This is a genomic window from Parapedobacter lycopersici (genome assembly GCF_024643285.1).
GTDB classification, from domain to species: Bacteria; Bacteroidota; Bacteroidia; order Sphingobacteriales; family Sphingobacteriaceae; genus Parapedobacter; species Parapedobacter lycopersici.
Map to the genome: position 1 here is coordinate 865,646 of NZ_JAMSLW010000001.1, position 20,208 is coordinate 885,853.

General features: G+C 53.6%; 12 protein-coding genes. 8 read left to right on the plus strand and 4 right to left on the minus strand.

Annotation, left to right across the window (positions count from 1 at the left end; genetic code table 11):
• Window positions 1-42: 42 nt before the first annotated feature.
• Window positions 43-5,640 (plus strand): alpha-2-macroglobulin family protein, encoded by a 5,598-nt coding sequence (locus NEV57_RS03870; RefSeq protein ID WP_257656957.1) that lies wholly within the window; start codon window positions 43-45, stop codon window positions 5,638-5,640.
• Here NEV57_RS03870 and NEV57_RS03875 read toward each other — a convergent pair.
• On the minus strand, window positions 5,637-6,650 hold the full coding sequence (locus NEV57_RS03875) for a D-alanine--D-alanine ligase (RefSeq protein WP_257656958.1): 1,014 nt from the start codon (window positions 6,648-6,650) through the stop codon (window positions 5,637-5,639). The genes NEV57_RS03870 and NEV57_RS03875 overlap by 4 nt on opposite strands.
• A gap of 199 nt (window positions 6,651-6,849) precedes the next feature.
• Here NEV57_RS03875 and NEV57_RS03880 point away from each other — a divergent pair, with 199 nt between their 5' ends.
• The 7 genes from NEV57_RS03880 (at window position 6,850) to NEV57_RS03910 (ending at window position 13,684) form a co-directional block, all read left to right on the plus strand.
• On the plus strand, window positions 6,850-7,608 hold the full coding sequence (locus NEV57_RS03880; protein WP_257656959.1) for a PASTA domain-containing protein: 759 nt from the start codon (window positions 6,850-6,852) through the stop codon (window positions 7,606-7,608).
• A gap of 32 nt (window positions 7,609-7,640) precedes the next feature.
• On the plus strand, window positions 7,641-8,687 hold the full coding sequence (gene mltG / locus NEV57_RS03885) for an endolytic transglycosylase MltG (RefSeq protein ID WP_257656960.1): 1,047 nt from the start codon (window positions 7,641-7,643) through the stop codon (window positions 8,685-8,687).
• A complete protein-coding gene (locus NEV57_RS03890) occupies window positions 8,687-9,094 on the plus strand; it encodes an acyl-CoA thioesterase (RefSeq protein WP_257656961.1) in 408 nt (135 codons plus the stop codon). Before mltG ends, NEV57_RS03890 begins: the two co-directional genes overlap by 1 nt.
• Before the next feature lie 5 nt (window positions 9,095-9,099).
• Window positions 9,100-10,092, plus strand: a complete 993-nt coding sequence (locus NEV57_RS03895) for a YihY/virulence factor BrkB family protein (protein WP_257656962.1) — start codon at window positions 9,100-9,102, stop codon at window positions 10,090-10,092.
• Window positions 10,093-10,550: 458 nt separating this feature from the next.
• The gene (gene rpsA, locus NEV57_RS03900) at window positions 10,551-12,494 is read left to right on the plus strand and encodes a 30S ribosomal protein S1 (RefSeq protein ID WP_257656963.1); all 1,944 of its coding nucleotides are present in this window, start codon (window positions 10,551-10,553) and stop codon (window positions 12,492-12,494) included.
• Window positions 12,495-12,686: 192 nt separating this feature from the next.
• Entirely contained in the window at window positions 12,687-13,247 is a 561-nt protein-coding gene (locus tag NEV57_RS03905; protein WP_257656964.1) for a YdeI/OmpD-associated family protein, read from the plus strand.
• A gap of 5 nt (window positions 13,248-13,252) precedes the next feature.
• The gene (locus NEV57_RS03910; protein WP_257656965.1) at window positions 13,253-13,684 is read left to right on the plus strand and encodes a DUF1801 domain-containing protein; all 432 of its coding nucleotides are present in this window, start codon (window positions 13,253-13,255) and stop codon (window positions 13,682-13,684) included.
• A gap of 98 nt (window positions 13,685-13,782) precedes the next feature.
• On the opposite strand, the gene NEV57_RS03915 is transcribed toward NEV57_RS03910, so the two are convergent.
• From NEV57_RS03915 to NEV57_RS03925, 3 genes are all read right to left on the minus strand, one after another.
• A complete protein-coding gene (locus NEV57_RS03915) occupies window positions 13,783-16,008 on the minus strand; it encodes an NADP-dependent isocitrate dehydrogenase (RefSeq protein WP_257656966.1) in 2,226 nt (741 codons plus the stop codon).
• A 103-nt stretch (window positions 16,009-16,111) separates the two neighbouring features.
• Window positions 16,112-18,013: a RecQ family ATP-dependent DNA helicase gene (locus NEV57_RS03920; protein ID WP_257656967.1), complete on the minus strand. Its 1,902-nt coding sequence runs from the start codon at window positions 18,011-18,013 to the stop codon at window positions 16,112-16,114.
• Complete coding sequence (locus NEV57_RS03925) at window positions 18,010-20,154, minus strand: ComEC/Rec2 family competence protein (protein ID WP_257656968.1); 2,145 nt, start codon at window positions 20,152-20,154, stop codon at window positions 18,010-18,012. The genes NEV57_RS03920 and NEV57_RS03925 overlap by 4 nt, the downstream gene beginning before the upstream one ends.
• Window positions 20,155-20,208 lie beyond the last annotated feature (54 nt).

Below are 20,208 nucleotides of genomic sequence, written 5' to 3' on the forward strand. Positions count from 1 at the left end.
CCCCTAAATTACAGTACATTCGCTTAGCTATAATCCAATACCATGAGTAATACCCCGCTACCCATCCCGCGCAAAAATATCCTGATCACGGCTGCCGTTGCGGCGGTGGTCATCGCGGCGGCCATCTTTGCGATATGGAAATACGGCCAGGCCGATACGGTAAACGCCGGCAATACGGCCTTTGCCCAATACATTGAAGGGTACACTACCGGGGTGATCTCCCGCGAAGGTACGGTGCGGGTACGGCTGGCCACACAGGTCAGCACACTGCACCAGCCCAACCAGGAGGAAAGCCGTAAACTTTTCAACCTGAGCCCTTCGGTCAAGGGCAAAACGTACTGGATAGATGCACGCACCGTTGAATTCCGGCCGGACAAGCCGTTCGAACCCGGAGAGACGTACGTCGCGACCTTCCAGTTGGACCAGGTGGCCGATGTCAGCGATGCGCTTAAGCAGTTTACGTTTGATTTTAAGATCATTGCACCATCCTACCGCGTCGAATTCGACGGCCTGAAAGCACAGACCGGCAACTCGACCGACCGGATGAAATTTACGGGAACAGTACTGCTTGCGGATGTGGAGGAACCGGCAGCGGTCGAGAAAATCGTAAACGCAACCTATGGAGGCAAAGCAACGGCCATCAGCTGGCAGCACCAGCCCGGGTCGCGTACCGCGACATTCACGATTGATTCCCTTGCCCGCGGCAAACAGGCCACCAAGCTGACGCTGGCAATCGACGGCCGGCCGATAAGGTCAGAAAAGCAAAGCAAAAAGGAAATTGAAGTACCCCGGCTGGGCGATTTCAAGGTACTGGATGTCCGTGCCGTGCACGAGCCTGAACAGTATGTATTGGTCCAATTTTCCGATCCCCTGCTGGTTGCCCAGAACCTCGACGGCCTCATCCAGATCAGTGAAACGAATGACACCCGCTATACCATTGACGGCAGTGAGGTAAAAGTATATGCGCCTGATTTACTGGAAGGCAGTTATTCCATTGCCATCAACGAAGGGGTGGAAAACATCAATTCCCAGAAAATCAGCACGGCTTATGCGGCCAACGTAAATTTCGAGAACAGGCTGCCCGCGGTAAGCATACCGGGTATGGGTACCATACTGCCGGGCTCCGACCGCCTGACCATGCCCTTTGAAGCAGTCAACCTGCGGGCGGTGGACGTAACCATTGTCAAAATCTTTGAAAACAACGTGCCGCAGTATTTCCAAAACACCTACGACAGCAAATACGAATTACGCAGGGTCGCCAAACCCGTGGTACAGACAACCATCGCACTTGACACCGACAAGAGTGTCAACCTGCGGCGCAAAAACCGGTTTTCTCTGGATATCGATCACCTCCTTAAAACGGAACCGGGAGCTATCTACCGGGTGCTTATCGGTTTCAGGCAAAGCTATTCCGTCTATCCCTGCAGCGATCAGGATATGGAGGCTATCCGGGAGGCAGAGGAAGCGTATCAGGGCAGCTATTATGCCGATAATATTGATGAAGACGACGAATTCTGGGCACGCTATAACAGCTATTATCCATACGATTACGATTGGGATGAACGCGACAACCCCTGCCACAGCTCCTATTATACGACGGATCGATGGGCCAGCCGCGACATGCTGGCATCCAATATCGGCCTGATCGTCAAGGGGGGCAACGACAACAGCATGACCGTGGTTGCAACGGATATCCTCACGGCACAGCCGATGGCAGGCGTCGAAGTCAAGGTGCTCGACTACCAGCAGCAGGTCATCCAGACGGCAACCACCGATAACGAAGGTTTTGCACGGTTCGACGTATCCCGCAAGCCATTCATGCTGATTGCTTCCCGCGGGGAGGAACGGGGTTACCTTAAGTTAGATGATGGTGCCGCACTTCCCCTCAGCCGGTTCGATGTAGGGGGCGATATTGTACAGAAAGGCATCAAAGGCTTTATTTACGGCGAGCGCGGGGTATGGCGACCGGGTGATTCACTATATATCGGATTTATCATGGAAGATCTTTCGGCTAACTTACCCGAAGGGCATCCGGTTACCTTTGAACTGTATAACCCCAAGGGACAATTGAGTAAACGCCTTGTCGAATCCAAACATACCAACGGATTTTACACCTTCCAAACCAACACCGAAAGCACCGCCCCCACCGGCAATTGGCTGGCCAAGATCAATGTGGGCGGCGCAACATTCCAGAAAACACTGAAAATTGAAACGGTAATGCCCAATCGGCTTAAACTCACGCTCGATTTCGGCAATAAAAAAATACTGGGCAGGGGCACCGATACCAATATCGGCTTATCGGCAAACTGGCTGTTCGGCGCCAGCGGCCGGAACCTGAAAGCCCGTGTGGAGGCCACGGTATCGCCCATGAAAACGGAGTTTCCGGATTTCAAATCGTATACGTTTGACGATCCCACACGTGCTTACGCGACGGAAAGCCAGGTACTGTTCGACGGCACCCTGAATGAACAGGGAAAGGCTGCGTTCTCTTCGGATATCTCGGCCGTCAATAACGCACCGGGCATGCTGCGCGCCAGTTTCACCACGCGGGTGTTCGAGCCGGGCGGCAATTTCAGTATCGACAACGTGAGCATGCCTTACAGTCCGTACAACAGCTATGTCGGCATCCGTACCCCCGAGGGCGACCGCCTGTCGGGCATGCTGCTCACCGATAAGGACCATGAGGTAAGTATTGTCATTGCAGACGCTAACGGCAAGCGGATCAGTGGAAACCGGAACGTGCAGGTCGAGTTTTACAAGATCCGCTGGCAGTGGTGGTGGAACCAGGAAGGAGAATACCTGGGCAATTTCACACAGGACAAATACAACCAGCTGCTCAAAAAGGAAACCATTACTGTACGGAATGGAGCCGGTAAATGGAACCTCCGCGTCAACTATCCGGACTGGGGGCGCTACCTGATCCGCGTGGTAGACCCCGAGAGCGGACACGCGTCCGGCAAGACACTGTATGTCGACTGGCCCGGATGGGCACAGCGCGAACAGCAGAACAATCCTACGGAAGCTTCCATGCTTTCATTCACATCGGACAAGGCGCAATACCAAGTGGGCGACGAGGTAACCCTGACCATCCCTTCATCTGAAGGGGGGCGCGGACTGATCAGTCTCGAAAATGGCAGCCGGGTACTCCGGAGCTGGTGGATCGACACCAAACAGGGACAAACGATACACCGGTTCAAGGTGGAAGAAGCCATGGCCCCCAACCTGTTTGTAAACGTGACCCTGCTGCAGCCGCATGCACAGACTGCAAATGACCTTCCGATCCGGATGTACGGCGTGATACCGCTGATTGTGGAAAACCCGAAAACCCAGCTGAAACCCCGGATCGATATCGCGGAAACACTACGCCCGGAAACAAAATCAAACATCACAGTAACGGAAACGGGGGGCAAGGCCATGACCTATACCATCGCGATTGTAGACGAAGGGTTGCTTGACCTCACGCGGTTTAAGACACCCGATCCGCATGCGAGCTTTTACGCCCGCGAGGCACTGGGTGTAAAATCGTGGGATCTGTTCGATCAGGTCATCGGGGCATGGGGCGGCGACCTGGAGCGGATTCTCAGTATTGGCGGTGATGGAGACATCAACCGGAACGTAAATCCGGCGAAAGCCAACCGTTTTAATCCGGTAGTCAAATTCCTGGGCCCTTTCACACTCCGCAAAGGCGGCAAGAATACCCATGAATTTACACTGCCCCAATATGTCGGATCGGTGCGAGCGATGGTCGTGGCCGGTCAGGACGGGGCCTATGGATTCGCTGAAAAAGCCGTGGCGGTAAAGAAACCGCTGATGCTGCTGGCTACGCTTCCCCGGGTAGTCGGCCCCGGCGAAACATTCAAACTGCCCCTGACGGTCTTTGCCATGGAAGACCGCATCAAACAGGTTCAGCTGCAGGTAACCGCCAGTGGCGGCCTGTCAGTTACGGACGCCAACCAAACAGTTTCATTTGCGGAACAGGGTGAAAAAATGGCCTATGCCACCGTCAGGGCCGGCAACAGCACCGGGGTCGGTAAAATCAGGGCGGTCGCCAAAAGCGGCAATGAAACAGCGGTTTACGAGGTGGAAATTGACATCCGTAATCCCAATCCGTTCATTACCGCCGTCAGTGAGTCGACGGTTAAAGGCGGGTCCGACTGGCAACAGGACATTAAGCCGCTGGGACCCGGAAACGGCAACAGCATGATGGTCGAAGTATCCACACTCCCGCCGATTAACCTGACCAAACGGCTGAGCTACCTGATCCGGTATCCGCACGGCTGCCTCGAACAGGTAACGTCGGGCGTATTCCCGCAGCTGATGATCGACCGGCTGACGGCATTGACAGCAGACCAGAAACGTGCGGTGGATCGCAACATCAAAGCCGGTATCAACCGGATACGGGGATACCAATTGCCCCCGGGCGGATTCGGCTACTGGCCGGGTGCCAGCGATGCCGATGAATGGAGTACGAATTACGCGGGCCACTTCCTCCTGGAAGCCCAGGACAAGGGATACGCTGTCCCGGCCGGCATGCTCGATGCATGGAAACGGTACCAGCAGCGCATGGCGCAGCAATGGTCGCCCAACCAGTATAACTGGCGGGGCGGCGACCTCGTACAGGCCTACCGGCTATACCTGCTTGCCAGGGCCAAAGCACCTGAAATGGGGGCAATGAACCGGCTGAAGGAATTCCCCTACCTTTCGGACGAAGCCGCCTGGCGCCTGGCTGCGGCATATCAACTGGCGGGCCAGGGCATCGTTGCCGGCCAGATGATCAAAGGCCGGAGCACGTCATCCAAACCGTATGACCATGCCGGCTATACGTTCGGGTCGAACCTGCGCGACCAGGCCATGATCCTGGAAACGCTGGAGCTGATGGGCCGGAAACAGGAGGCGGAGAAGGTACTGCTGGCCGTGGCCGCCAGTCTGGGTAACGAAAGCTGGTACAGCACGCAGACCACTGCCTATGCCCTGCTGGCCATTGCCAAATTCGGCGACGGCGCAACCGGCAAAAACAGTTTTACCTATTCACTGAACGGCAAGGATACGCCGGTCGAAATGGAAACATACCTCCATCGGATTACGCTCGATGCATCAAACCCGAACAACCGGATAGCCATCCGGAATCCGGGCGACAAGGCGCTGTATATCCGCGTGATCCGCGAAGGCCAGCTGCCCCCGGGTGAAAACCCGCCGCTGGACAATCATCCCGAACGCCTTTCCATGACGGTACGGTATACCACACCCCAGGGTGAGGTCATTAACCCGGCCCTGCTGACACAGGGCACGGATTTCGTTGCAGTTGTGACACTCAAAAATACGGGAAACATGGGTACGTATGAACAGCTGGCGCTGACGCAGATTTTCCCTTCCGGATGGGAAATTATCAACACCAGGCTCAGCGATAACGATCCGGCATTGCAAAGTGCCCCGGCAACGTACCGCGACATCCGCGACGACCGTGTGCTCACTTATTTCAATATCCGGCAGCAGGAAACACTGACCTACCGCGTGTTGCTGAATGCGTCCTATACCGGCAGGTATTTTCTGCCACCGGTACATGCAGAAGCCATGTATGACAACCGCATAGGTGCTTCAACCACCGGCAGCTGGGTAGAGGTAGCGCCCGAACAGCGTTAGGCCACGTAAGCAGCCGCCTTCAATGCCTGCTCAATGAGCTCGCCATAGAAGGCGGATTCCTTCATGCCGGCCGCACGCACCTGCTGGGGGATAAAGCTTTGGGCAGTTTGCCCGGGAATGGTATTGATCTCAATGAAGTAAAACCGGTCCGTACCGCGGTGGAAGAAAAAGTCTACCCGCACCATGCCTTTGCAGTTCAGCCGCAGGTAAATGGCTTTCACAATCCGTTCCACCCGCCCGCGCTGCTCGGGGTTAAGGTCGGCCGGGGTTACCTCCTTGGTCAGGCCCGGTAAATATTTGGCTTCAAAATCGAAAAACTCCCGATCGGTGATCACCTCTGTTACCGGCAGCACCACCAGGTCATTGGCGCGGCGGTAGATGCCCACCGAAAACTCACGGCCTTCCACAAATTCCTCCACAATGACCTGCCGGCCGGTATTCGCAGCATTGAACGCTTTTTCCACGGCTGCTTCCAGCTGGTCGTCCGCCGTTACCTTACTCATTCCGATGCTGCTGCCCCCCGCGTTCGGTTTTACGAAGTAAGGCAATGTCAGTCCGCCCAACAGTGCCGCCGCCGCGCCGCGCTGGGCATCAAACAGCTGCACGGATTTGGCCAGGTGCAGCTCAGGGATGCCGTTAAGCACGGCTTTCGTATACGCTTTGTTCATGGTCAGTGCCGAAGTCAGTGTGTCGCACGACGTATAGGGCAGGCCAATCAGATCCAGGTATCCCTGAAGACGGCCGTCTTCTCCGGGAGATCCATGAACCATGATGAATGCTACATCAAAACGAATGGTTCGGCCAGCAATCGACAGGGTGAAATTTTCACGGTTTACCGGATATTTTTCTCCGTTTTCCGCCGGATGGTACCAGCCATCGGGTGTAATCACGACCGGATACACTTCGTACCGGGAAGCATCAAGCTGCCGGCCGACAAATTCGGCGCTTTTCAAAGAAACTTCGGCCTCGGCCGTGTATCCACCGGTAATTAATGCTATTTTTGTGCGCATGGTCGTTCGTTGAGTTCAGGCAAACATAGCTAAACTCATTTTGATATGCAAGCAGGGATCCGGACCGATCAGCTGGAAATTTTCAGGATATGCAGCCGGCAGGCACGGGGTGCCCGGTGGATGATAAATTATGGCGTTAATATTGCTATGACATACGCGATACGGATGTATCGGATAAATCGACTATGCAGGATTTGATATGAATAAATTCTTCCAATACCTAAGAACGGAAACTTTTAGGAAAACCCTTATTGCGGCGCTTATTGCCTTGGTTGTCTTCTTTTTAGTCATCTTTTTCGGGCTCAGGCAGTATACACGTTACGACGAATCGATACTCGTGCCGCAGCTCAAGGGCATGCTGATCAACGAAGCGGTTGAGAAGCTCGAATCGCAGGGCTTCTCATACGACCTGGATTCGGTGTACCAGATGGACGCACGGCCCGGACTGGTGATCGAGCAGGACCCGGATCCCAATACCAAAGTAAAAGAAAACCGGACGCTGTACCTGACGATCATTACGCGTACGGCACCCGAAGTTGCATTTCCGGACCTTGTGGAAAAAACGTTTATCGAAGCCAGGGCGATGCTCAACAGCTACGGCCTCAAACTGGGTGACACCACCTATATTCCGGACATTGCCCGCGACGTGGTGCTGGATGTCAAATTCGGCGGGGAAAAGCTAAATGCCGGACGGCCCATTCCCAAGGGATCGATCATCGACCTGGTCTTGGGCGATGGCCGGGGAGCCAATGAAGTGCAGGTACCCGACCTAACCGGACTAACCCTGGAACAGGCACGGTTTGCCCTCCGGGGCGTATCATTGACACTCGGCGCAACCAACTACATGGGGCCCGTGGTGGACAGCCTCTCCGCGGTCATCGTATCGCAGACCCCCACACCGGAAAATCCCCGGGTAAGCATCGGAACGCCCGTTAACGTGGCACTGACCAACCAATAATCACCATAAGGAGCCCCAACCAAATCAGTCATATGGGAGAAAAAAAGAAAGGGAATATTGTCAAGATCAGCGTAGCCGTGCTGATCGTCGCTGTTGCAGTCGGCGGCTTTATTGCATTTAAGTTTTACCAGCGTTTTTTTGCACCCAACGTCACCGACAGGGAAACGTACCTGTATATTCATTCCGGCTGGGACTTTGAAGACCTCATAGCCAGCATGGGCCAGCTCGGAATCGTGCAGGATACCGCATCTTTCCGCTGGGCGGCTGAAAAAATGGATTACCCCGGCCGGGTCAAAGCCGGCAGGTACAAGCTGGAACCCGGAACAAACAACCGTACTTTAATCAATAAGTTGGGCGGCGGATTCCAGGATCCGGTGCAATTGCGGTTTGCAAACGTTCGGTTAAAGGAAAATTTCGCAGCGTTGCTGGCCAGCCAGCTGGAACCGGATTCCCTTGCATTTATTAACCTGCTCAACAGCGACAGCGTAGCGGCAAAATACGGGTTTACCTCCCAGGATTTTTTCAGCATGTTCATCCCCAACACGTATGAGGTGTACTGGAATACGTCCGCGGAAAGCTTCATCGACCGGATGGCTACGGAGTACAACAAATTCTGGGACAACGGACGACGGGAAAAAGCGGCCAGCCTGAACCTCACGCCCTCGGAAGTCAGCACACTGGCGGCGATCGTCAAGGGTGAAGCCCTTCACGTAGCCGAAATGCCCACGATCGCCGGGCTATACATCAACCGGCTGCACCGGGGCATGCTGCTGCAGGCCGACCCTACGGTCATTTTTGCTGCCAATGACTTCACGATCAGACGGGTATTGTATCGGCACCTGGCCCTGGATTCGCCCTACAACACGTATAAATACACCGGACTCCCTCCCGGCCCCATCATGATGCCCAGTATTGCGTCCATCGATGCCGTACTCAATTATCAGAAGCACGACTACCTGTATATGTGTGCGAAAGAAGACTTTTCGGGCTACCACAATTTCGCGGTTACGCAGGCTGAGCACAACATCAACGCCCGGCGGTTCCAGCAGGCCCTGAATGAACGAAATATCAAGCGCTAATGTTTACCTTTGAGACAAAAGTAAGGGTTCGATATGCGGAAACCGACCAGATGGGTTATGTTTATTACGGCAACTATGCCACCTATTATGAGATCGGCCGCGTAGAAATGATGCGCAGCCTGGGCACGTCATACAAGGCACTGGAGACGGGCGGCGTCATGCTTCCCGTGCTGGAGATGCAAACCCGGTTTATCAAGCCGGCCAGATACGATGAAGCGCTGGTAATCCGGGTTCATTTAAGGGAAATGCCGACTGTAAAAATCGCATTTGATTATGAATTGTTTAACGAAGCAGGCGAACTGATCAATACAGGCAAGACAACGCTGGCCTTCATCGACATGAAGCGCAACAAGCCCTGCAGGGCACCCGCCGATTTTACCGAACGCCTGCAACCCTATTTTGGATAGTAAACATGAGCTGGGTACACCGCAATTTACTGAAATTCAAACCCTACTATCAATTTTTGGAGTGGACGAAGGTCGTGGTGCTTCCCGGTTTCGGCTCCCTCCCGCTGTATACCGTTGCCACCTTTTTTTTTCAGGAAATTGCCCGGGAATCCATCCTCAATAAGGCTTCTTCGCTGGCTTATAATTTTATGCTGGCCATTTTTCCGGGAATCATTTTTTTATTTACGCTGATACCGTACATCCCCATCACGAATTTCCAGGAAAAACTGCTTGATTTCATTGAAGTCGTTATGCCCCGCAATGCCTTCCTTGCTGTAGAGACTACGCTTGAGGACATCGTGCGGAACCAGAACAGTGGGCTGCTGTCGGTAGGTTTTATCCTGGCTACGTTCTTTGCCACGAACGGGGTGGGTTCGCTGATGCTTGCCTTCAATAAGGCTTCCCTGGTCAGGGAAAGCCGCAGCTGGGGGCGCCAGCGGGTGGTAGCCATCGGGCTAACCATCATGATCATTATTGCATTGGCCATCGGCATGACTATATTTACCGCCGCCGGATATATTATCGGATATCTCCGTGAAAACATCCATATCAATGCGGCTTTCTGGGGTTTTGTTATTGCCGCTTCACGATGGCTTATCTTATTCGGGATCTACTTTCTTACGGTCAGCATCCTGTATAAATTCGGACCCGCTTCATCGAGAAGATGGAAATTTTTCAGTCCGGGCGCCATGCTGGCAACCATACTGGCCATCCTTACCTTCTCGGGCTTCGCTTTTTACATCAACCAGTTCGGCGCGTATAACAAGCTCTACGGCTCTATCGGTACCCTCATTGTGATCATGATCTGGATTTACCTGAACTCCCTGATCCTACTGGTCGGCTTTGAACTGAATGCCAGCATCGCGCTGTCCAAACAGAGCATTAAAATCGTCAAGCCCCGGAATTACAATACATTCAAAGCCAGTCAGCAGGCTGCACAGGAGCATAAAACCAACTAATGATGAACAAGGCTACGGACGGTTACTGTCCGTTATTATTTCCAATGGGCTCACCCCGCCGGTATACGGGTATGCATTGACAGGTATTCGGGATTTTTACGGGATTCCTTCGGGGTTGCCTCGGGACTTGTTCGGCACTTGTTCGAAGCGCTTCGGAATGCAAACGGTTGCACCCGAAGCAGTGTCGAAGCGGAGTCGAAGCCCGGTCGAAGCCATCCCGAACAAGCGTCGAACAAGTCCCGAAGGAATCCCGAAGCCCCCTCGAACAAGGGTCGAACACTCCCCGAAGCCCAGCCGACACCGCGCCGAACAGGCTTTTATATCGTCACCGGACACCCCCCGAACGGGAATCACCTGTCACAGATTACGAAAAAAACAACGAATAACTACCTAGTAATAAAACTTTTTCATACCTTTGCAGTCCCGATAAAAATCGGGAAAAGGAGACAAATCAATTAATGGCAAAAAAACAAGAAGTAGAAAAAGAACTGGCAGCAAAAAAAGCTGAGCTTCAGGGCGCCGAGGACACCTTGGTGAAAGAACGGGAAGACATCGAATCAGAAGCTGATTCGAATCTGATCGATGAAATCAAATCGACCGCCTGGAGCACCCCTGATTCCGATTTCGATTGGGAAAAGGACGACAAAGGCTTCAGCAACTACAGCGACGAAGAGCGCTCGAAGTTGGAAGAATTGTACGCAGGCACATTTAACTCCATCAACAAGGGTGAAATCGTGCAGGGTACCGTGGTATCCATCAACAACAAGGATGTGGTATTGAACATTGGCTTCAAGTCAGACGGTTTGGTATCGCTTTCCGAGTTCCGCGACACGCCCGATTTAAAAATCGGCGACGCCGTGGATGTGTATGTGGAATCACAGGAAGACGCCAACGGACAGCTGGTGTTGTCACGCAAGCGGGCAAAAACCCAGAAATCCTGGGAAGAAATCAACGAAGCGCTTGAAAATGATACCATCATTGATGGCTTCGTGAAAAGCCGTACCAAAGGTGGCCTGATTGTGGACATCAAAGGTGTGGAAGCATTCCTGCCCGGATCACAGATTGACATTAAGCCGATACGCGACTACGATATTTACGTGGGTAAAACCATGGAGTTCAAAGTGGTCAAAATCAATCACGAATTCAAGAACGTGGTTGTTTCGCATAAAGTACTTATTGAAGACGACCTGGAAAACCAAAAATCCGAGATCGTCTCCAAACTTGAAAAAGGACAGGTGCTTGAAGGAACCGTTAAAAACATCACTGATTTCGGTGTGTTCATCGACCTTGGTGGCGTAGACGGCCTGTTGCACATTACCGATATTTCATGGGGCCGCATCGAGCATCCGCGTGAGGTATTGGCCCTGGATCAAACCATTAACGTGGTGGTACTGGATTTTGACGACGAGAAAAAACGCATTGCACTCGGCCTGAAACAACTTACCGAACATCCTTGGGAATCCCTGGATACCGCATTGGAAATAGGTTCCAAAGTAAAAGGCAAGATTGTAACGGTAGCCGATTACGGAGCATTCCTCGAAATCACACCGGGTGTGGAAGGATTGATCCACGTATCCGAAATGTCTTGGTCACAAAGCCTCCGCAGCCCGCAGGAATTCCTGAAAGTGGGCGACGAAGTGGAAGCCGTGATCCTCACACTGGATCGCGATGACCGCAAGATGAGCTTGGGTATCAAACAATTGACCCCTGACCCTTGGAAAAACATCGCCGATCGTTACCCCATTGGATCGAAGCAAAAAGCCGTTGTTAAAAACATGACCAACTTCGGTGTGTTTGTAGAACTCGAAGAAGGAATCGACGGCCTGATCCACATTTCCGACCTTTCCTGGTCCAAAAAGATCAACCACCCCAATGAGTTCACCAAAGTTGGTGAAGAGCTGGAAGTGGTCGTATTGGAACTCGACGAGGAAAACCGGAAGCTGAGCCTGGGACACAAGCAGTTGGAGGAAAACCCATGGGATACTTTCGAAACCATTTTCACACTGGATTCCATCCATCAGGGAACGGTAATCAAAGTAGGTGAAAAAGGTAACATCGTATCACTGCCCTACGGCGTTGAAGGTTTCTGCCCGGCTAAACACAGCGTGAAAGAAGACGGAAGTTCCCTGAAACTGGATGAAACGGCTGATTTTAAAATCATCGAATTCAACAAAGAGAACAAACGTCTGGTGATTTCGCATTCCCGCATCTGGGAAGACCAACGCGCCGAAGCACGGATGGAGGATTTCAACAACCGTAAGAAAGAAGCCAAAGCTGCTTCCTCTGCCGTGAAGAAAGTGAAAGAATCCGTTGAGAAGTCCACTTTGGGCGACCTGGATGTGCTTGCACAGCTGAAAGAGCAGTTGGAAGACGAAGAAAGCGCTAAAAAAGCGAAAAAATAACGCAGACAGCGGAATATAATACCACTGTTGAAACTCCCACTACGCCCTGTGCATAGTGGGAGTTTTTTTATGCGCGATGCGCTGGTTTTCATGGAAACTTTACCGAAGTTTGTTTAACGATAACGGAACGCTCTGCTACGCCGGCTCCGTGGTTACCTGGAGCCGGTCAGTGAAGCACATGAATGACACGATATGCAGGAACGCTGGAAAGAAGAACTGGAGCTGCTGCTGGCCATCCTCCGAAAAACACCGATGGTAGAAACTACCAAATGGGGCATACCGGTATTTACATTCAACGGACGGAATGTCGTGGGAATCGCCGGTTTCAAGTCCCACTTCACGCTGTGGTTCTACAACGGCGTGTTTCTCCGGGACAGCCACCATGTGCTCACCAATGCACAGGAAGGTAAGACAAATGCCCTTCGTCAGTGGCGGTTTACAGCACGTGAGCAGATCAACGAAGCGCTGATCCGCGCCTATGTTGAGGAAGCGATGGCGAATGAGGCCGAAGGAAGAACCTGGAAACCGCAGCCGAAAGGAAAACTGCCCATCCCGCCCCAACTTGAGGATGCGTTAGCGGACGATGCCCTTCGGCGGCATTTCGAAAACCTGAGCCCATACCGGCAGAACGAATATGCTGCCTATATTTCCGAGGCCAAGCAGGAAGCCACACGGTTATCCCGGATCGAAAAAATCAAGCCGCTGATCCTGCAGGGGATTGGACTTCACGATAAGTACAAAAACAAAAAATAGCTTCGATGGCCAATACAGCGAATAAAACCGTGGAAACCACGGAAAATGTGTTCAATTTTATCCGCACCGTGGCCGATGACACCCGGCGGGAGGATAGCCTGCGGCTAATTGCCATCATAACGTCCGAAACCGGTCTGGAACCCCGTATGTGGGGTACGAACATCGTGGGTTTCGGCCGGTACCATTACCGGTACGACAGTGGACACGAGGGTGATGCACCCCTCGTCGGTTTTTCGCCACGCAAGCAGGAACTGGTGCTCTACCTCGCCGCTGACTTTGAGGGGCGGACAGCATTGCTGCACGATTTAGGCAAGCACCGGAGCGGAAAGGCCTGTGTCTACCTGAAAAAGCTGGCCGATGCAAATGAACAGGTGTTGCGGAAGATGATTACTGCCACGGTGGACTGGATAGGCAGGCACTACCCGGATGGCCGCTGACGGCGCCCATCGCTCCGAAACAGCTACCCGCGCGATATGGACATAAAAAAGGAGCTTTCCGTTATCCGGAAAGCTCCCTTATGGAAAGAACCTCTTATTTACTGGCCCAGTTGGCTGATAATGCCGTTGAGCGTCTTACTCGGCCGCATGGCGTTTTCCGCCAGCTGATCGTCTACAAAGTAGTAACCGCCGATGTTCTGGGGTTTACCCTGGGCGTCAATCAGCTCCTGGTTAATCTGTGCTTCGTTGCTGGCCAGCTGCGTGGCGACCGGAGCAAACAGTGCGCTAAGCGCGGCATCCTGCTGCTGGGCGGCCAGTGCCTCTGCCCAATACAATGCCAGGTAAAAATGGGAACCTCTGTTATCGATCTGCCCTACTTTCCGTGCAGGCGACTTATCATTCTCCAGGAATTTCTCCGTAGCGGCATCCAGTGCTTCTGCAAGTACCAGCGCCTTCGCATTGCCCTGGGTTTGGCTGACGTGTTCCAGGGAAACCGCAAGGGCCAGGAACTCACCGAGGGAATCCCAACGCAGGTATCCTTCGCCCACAAACTGCTCAACGTGCTTCGGTGCTGATCCGCCTGCCCCGGTTTCAAATAATCCGCCTCCGTTCATCAACGGAACAATAGACAGCATTTTTGCCGAAGTACCCAATTCGAGGATGGGGAACAGGTCGGTCAGGTAATCGCGCAGCACGTTTCCGGTTACCGAAATCGTGTCCTCCCCTTTCCGGATTCGCTCCAGCGAAAATTTTGTTGCTTCTACGGGGTTTAATATGCGGATATCCAGTCCGGCAGTATCATGTTCCTTCAAATAGGTGTTTACCTTTTCTATAATCTGCCGGTCATGTGCGCGCTGCTCATCCAGCCAGAATACCGCAGGGGTACCGCTATTCCGGGCACGGTTTACCGCCAGTTTCACCCAGTCGCGGATGGGGGCATCCTTTGTCTGGCACATCCGGAAAATATCGCCCGTTTCCACCTGTTGCGCCATCAGCACGTTGCCTGCTGCATCAACGACCTGGATCGTGCCTTTGGCTGTTGCCTGGAAGGTTTTGTCGTGCGAACCGTATTCCTCTGCCTTCTGGGCCATTAAGCCTACATTGGACACCGATCCCATCGTGGCGGGATCAAAAGCGCCATGCTGCTTGCAGTTCTCGATCGTCGCTTCATATACACCGGCATAATTCCGGTCCGGGATCAGTGCAATGGTATCCTGCAGTTCCCCCGCTTTGTTCCACATTTTTCCGGAACTGCGGATCATTGCCGGCATGGATGCGTCGACAATGACATCCGACGGTACGTGCAGGTTGGTTATTCCTTTATCCGAATTGACCATGGCCAGGTCGGGGCCGTCCGCGATCGCCGCAGCCAAGGCTGCCTTGATCTCTGCTTCCTGTGCGTGTCCGGCGATCTTCGCATAGACATCGCCCAGTCCGTTCCGGGTATCCACACCCAGCGAAGCAAACAATTCCGCGTATTTCGCGAAAACGTCGGCAAAATAAACTTCTACAATCGCACCGAAGATAATCGGGTCCGACACTTTCATCATGGTTGCCTTCAGGTGTGCCGACAAAAGCACGCCCGCAGCCTTAGCTGCGGCGATTTCCCCGGCAACGAAGCTTTTCAATGCGCCCAGGCTCATGCGCGAGGAGTCGATGACCTCGCCGGCCTGCAGCGGTGCGGCGGCTTTCAGCTCGGTTTTCGCGCCGTCTTCCGCAACAAATTCAATCCTGAAGGTGGTTGCCTGCGGCACCGTAACCGATTGCTCGCTTCCATAAAAATCACCATCGGCCATGGAAGCTACACGGGTTTTGGAATCGCTGCTCCACTTGCCCATGGAATGAGGATGCTGCTTGGCGTAATTTTTCACCGCACGGGGCGCCCGGCGATCGGAATTCCCCTCCCGCAACACCGGATTTACCGCCGAACCCAACACCTTGGCATAACGTGCCTTAATGGCTTTCTCCTCGTCCGTTTTCGCTTCTTCCGGATAATCGGGAACCGCATAACCTTTTGCCTGCAATTCTTTAATGGCCGCCTTCAGCTGCGGGATGGAAGCCGAGATATTCGGGAGCTTGATGATATTTGCCTCCGGCGTGGTAGCCAGCTGGCCAAGCTCGGCGAGGGCATCCCCCAGCTGTTGTTCAGCGGTCAACTGCTCGGGAAAATTGGCGAGAATCCGGCCTGCAAGTGAAATATCCTTCTCTTCCACGGTAATCCCTGCGGGGGCCGTAAACGCTTTGACAATAGGTAAGAACGAATACGTCGCCAGGGCAGGCGCCTCGTCGGTCTTGGTGTAAAGAATTTTGGTGTTTTTTGACATAATATTGTTAATCGTGATCAGTGTAGCTAATATGTGCAACAAGTATTGGATTGCGGTCACAAAAGTAGCTAAAAATGACGTGTTTTACAAGAGGAAATAGGTATTAACCTGTGCGCTGGCGCAGGGAATAACGGCCGTCTTCGGCCCTGACCCTGCCCTGATCCAGGTATTGCCCCAGTATGCGGACCCAATCCGCTTCATCGCCAAGCTGTGCCTTCGATACCAGCTCGTGAACCGTCATCGGACCATGTGTTTCCAGCAGCTGGATGAGCTCCCGGCCGATTTTCTCTTCGTCGCCCGCTTTCTTCTGCGAACGGATACACCGGTCGCAGCTTCCGCATGGCGGGGCATCGGATTCATCAAAATAGGTCAGCAGGTAACTGCTCCGGCAGCCGGCCGTCTCGAGGTATCCAAACACACTGTCAAGCTGTCCGCGTTTGACGGTTTTACGCGTTTCAATGTATTGCCGGTCGATATGCAGGTGCCGGTTATCTACGCGCGGACGGAGAAAAGTCAGCTGGGGGTGGTCCGTTTTAGGTAAATAGCTTATTATTTCAAGCTGTTGAAGCTGCTCCAGGGATTGCACCACCGCTTTGTAGCTGGTTCCGGTCCGTTTTGCCAGCTCCTGTTCCCGGATCGGAACGTAATGGTCGAACGCTCCGCCGTAACTTCGCAGCAATGTTTTGATGAGGTTGTCGAACCGGGCATACTGCACCTGAAATTTATACAGTTCCTGTGCATTTGTCTCCATTTTTACCCGTGATGGCAGGTATACACTGTCGGAGACGCTGATCCAGCCGTCGCGCTCCAGGAATTTCAGGGCATTGAGTGTCTGGATTGCATCCAGTTTGTATTTATTGCAGAAATCGCCGATATCAAAATCGAGCACCAGCTGCTCACCTGCTCCGTAAGCCAGCTGGTAGTAATTCCCAAGCCGCTGGTAGACCATGGCGATGAAATCGACCGGAGGAAAGCTTAACGTAAATGCGTTTTCCAGCCGGACACGGTCGCTCTTGTGGTAGAGCAGCACGGTATGTGCCTTCCGTTCGTCGCGGCCTGCCCTTCCGGCCTCCTGGTAATAGGCCTCCAGCGTATCCGGCAGGTCAAGGTGGATGACAAACCGGACATCGGGTTTGTCGATGCCCATGCCGAACGCATTCGTCGCCACAATAACGCGGGTGTGGTTGTTTTTCCAGGCCGCCTGTTTCTCCATGCGCAACGGTGTTTCGAGGCCTGCGTGATAGAAATCCGCCGAAATTCCTTCATGGAGCAGGAAGCGGGTTACCTCCTGTGTTTCCCGGCGGTTGCGCACATACACGATGCCGCTGCCGCCGATCCGGCGGATGATGCGGAGCATCCGGCCCATTTTATCCTCTTCTTCAAAGACCATGTAAGCCAGGTTTCCGCGGAAGAAACTTTTCCGGAACACCTGCTTTTGTGAAAACGCCAGCTTTTCCTGGATATCGGTAACAACTTCGGACGTAGCGGTGGCTGTCAGCGCAAGGAAAGGTACCCCGGGGTGCAGCAGCCGCAGCTGTGCGATGTTCAGGTAAGCGGGACGAAAGTCATAACCCCATTGCGAAATGCAATGTGCCTCGTCTACCGCATAGAGGTTGACCCGCATGTGGCGTATTCTTTCCTGCACGATGTCGCTCGAAAGCCGCTCGGGTGAGAGGTACAGGAATTTAACCGATCCATAGATGCAGTTGTCGAGTGCGATGTCCACCTCCCGCTTTGTCATTCCGGAAAAAATGGCGACGGCGGAAATCCCCCTGGCCTTAAGCTGTTCCACCTGATCTTTCATCAGTGCTATCAGCGGCGTGATGACCACGCATATCCCGTCACGTGCCAGCGCGGGAACCTGAAAGCAGATTGATTTGCCCCCGCCGGTTGGCATCAGCGCAAGCGTATCCCGTCCGTCCAGTACCGATTGGATAATCGACTCCTGCAGGGGGCGGAATGCGTCGTATTGCCAGTATTTTTTGAGGATAGCGGCGATGTTCATGGCAACGGTGCTTCAGTTGGCCAAACATACGCAAAATTGCGCTTCAATACATAAACGGGAACACCTGCGCTTTTCGCTTCCGCGGTAAAACGGGCAATGGTACGGTCGTAATTGGAACCATCCAGTACCAGTTGCCGGAAAGAAAATACCTGCCGCAGTTCATCCAGTCCTACGTGCGGATTATTCCGCAACAGCAGGATATCCACATCCAGCCGACCATGATACGACTTTTCATTATCGTAAACGAGGACGCGCCTGTCGCCGAACTGGATCAGGCCTGACCGGATATAGAGCCGGTCGTCCCGGTATCTGCGGTCCTGCCGTATAAAATGAATGCGGTTGGCGGCAACAGCGGATTCCAGCTCCGGCATTACCCGGAACCGGATGGTAGGGTGATCGGCAGCAGGCAGGTCACTGTAGAGCCACGCGTCATCCGGTCCGATAAAACCGATTGCCATATGACGGCCTGTATTAAACAGCACTACTTCATGCCTGCCGACCTTTCCGGATTCACTTAGGCTGGACGAAAAACCCAGCAGCAGGATAACTCCAAGCGCGCCATACAGCATGCGCTTACTGCGCCCGGAGCATGCCCGCACAAACAGGATAATACCCAGGTAAAGCAGCAGGCTTTCCCACCAGGACATCCGGATGCCGGCAATACGCGCCAGGGGCCACTGGGCCATGCTGTCCAGGAGCCAATAGGTCAGCAAAATCAGGTATTCCAGCAACTGTCCGATCCAGGTTAAATATTCGCCGTAAGGCAGTAACAGCAGGGCAAACCCCAGGTACATGATGGCGCTTACCGGCAGGACGATCAGCAGGTTGGCCGGTAGGAAATAAAGCGGAAACTGGTGAAAGTAATAAGCTGCCAGTGGCCCTGCACCGGCCTGTGCAGCAACGGACATTCCTGCGTAGTCTGCTACCGGCCTGAGGTAAGGATGACGGAGGGGAAACATACGCTGCAGGGTGGGAAGCAGGAAGACCATGCCCAGCACAGCCAGATACGACAGCTGAAATCCAATATCAGCCAGCCATTTGGGATGGTACCACAACAGGAGAAATGCCGAAGCAGCAATGCTGTTATATTGCTGGTGTGACAACCCAAAGCCGGTCGCCAACACGATCATACTGATCATCATGGAAGCCCGCAACACGGCAGGTGAAAAACCGGTGAGCAGCGCATAGCCCCAGATCCCGGCGAGCAGCAGCATCAACCGGGCAATCCGGCCGTAAGTACCGCCGCCCATCCGGCCAAGTAGTTTGGCCAGCAGCCAGCATACGATAACCACATGCATGCCGGATACACTTAACACATGGATGGTACCTGTGACGGAGAATGAATCAATCAGTTCCGGACTCAGGGTTGCCCGGTAGCCCAGGATCAGCGTGGACGCCACCGAAAGGGCAACACTGTCGGAGAGGCAACGGGCAAATTTAGCAACCATGCGCGCACGCAGCGCCAGCGCACGGGCGACCAGGGGGTGGCCACCACGCGAATCCAGTTTATGTACATCCATAGCGGGCAAATAGGCCTGGTGCCAGGTATTCTGATTGGCCAGGTAGCGCCTGTAATCCATCTCACCGGGGTTATACGGTGGTTCGACCGCTTCGTAATCCGCGGGAATGACCAACCGGTCGCCATAGGCAAATGGCGACCGTCCCATACGGTCTTCGCGGCGGATGGTCAGCATCAGCATACCTGAACAACCCATAAGCGTATCCGCCCCCTTGCAATGGGTTATGGCCAAGGGAAACCGGATATGCCCGTCACGGACCGAAGGTTCATCTGCAATATAGCCCAGCAGTGCTGTGGACCGGGCACGACTGAAATGCGTGGCATCAACCGCCGGATCGGGCTGCCATACACGCACCCAGCCCGAAGCAGCGAGGAACAGGAGAAAAAAAACTCCGGGTATCCCAGCGTACCGGTGGCCCCATAACCTACCAAAGCAGGCTATTGCCAGAAAAATAACCAGGGAGGCCAGGCATACCGTTACAAGGGCTGCATAAACCACGTGTGTCGGAGCGATCAGGTTCCCCGCGATGATTCCGGAGGAAAGCGCTAACAGGAACCGGACAAAGGGAATGTGTCCGCTATAAACCGCACGATCCGGCGTTATTTCGGTTGGTTGAAACAAAATGACGATAGCAGGCAGGGCCTGGTTTAGGTGACTTCCTGCTAAGGTAAAAAA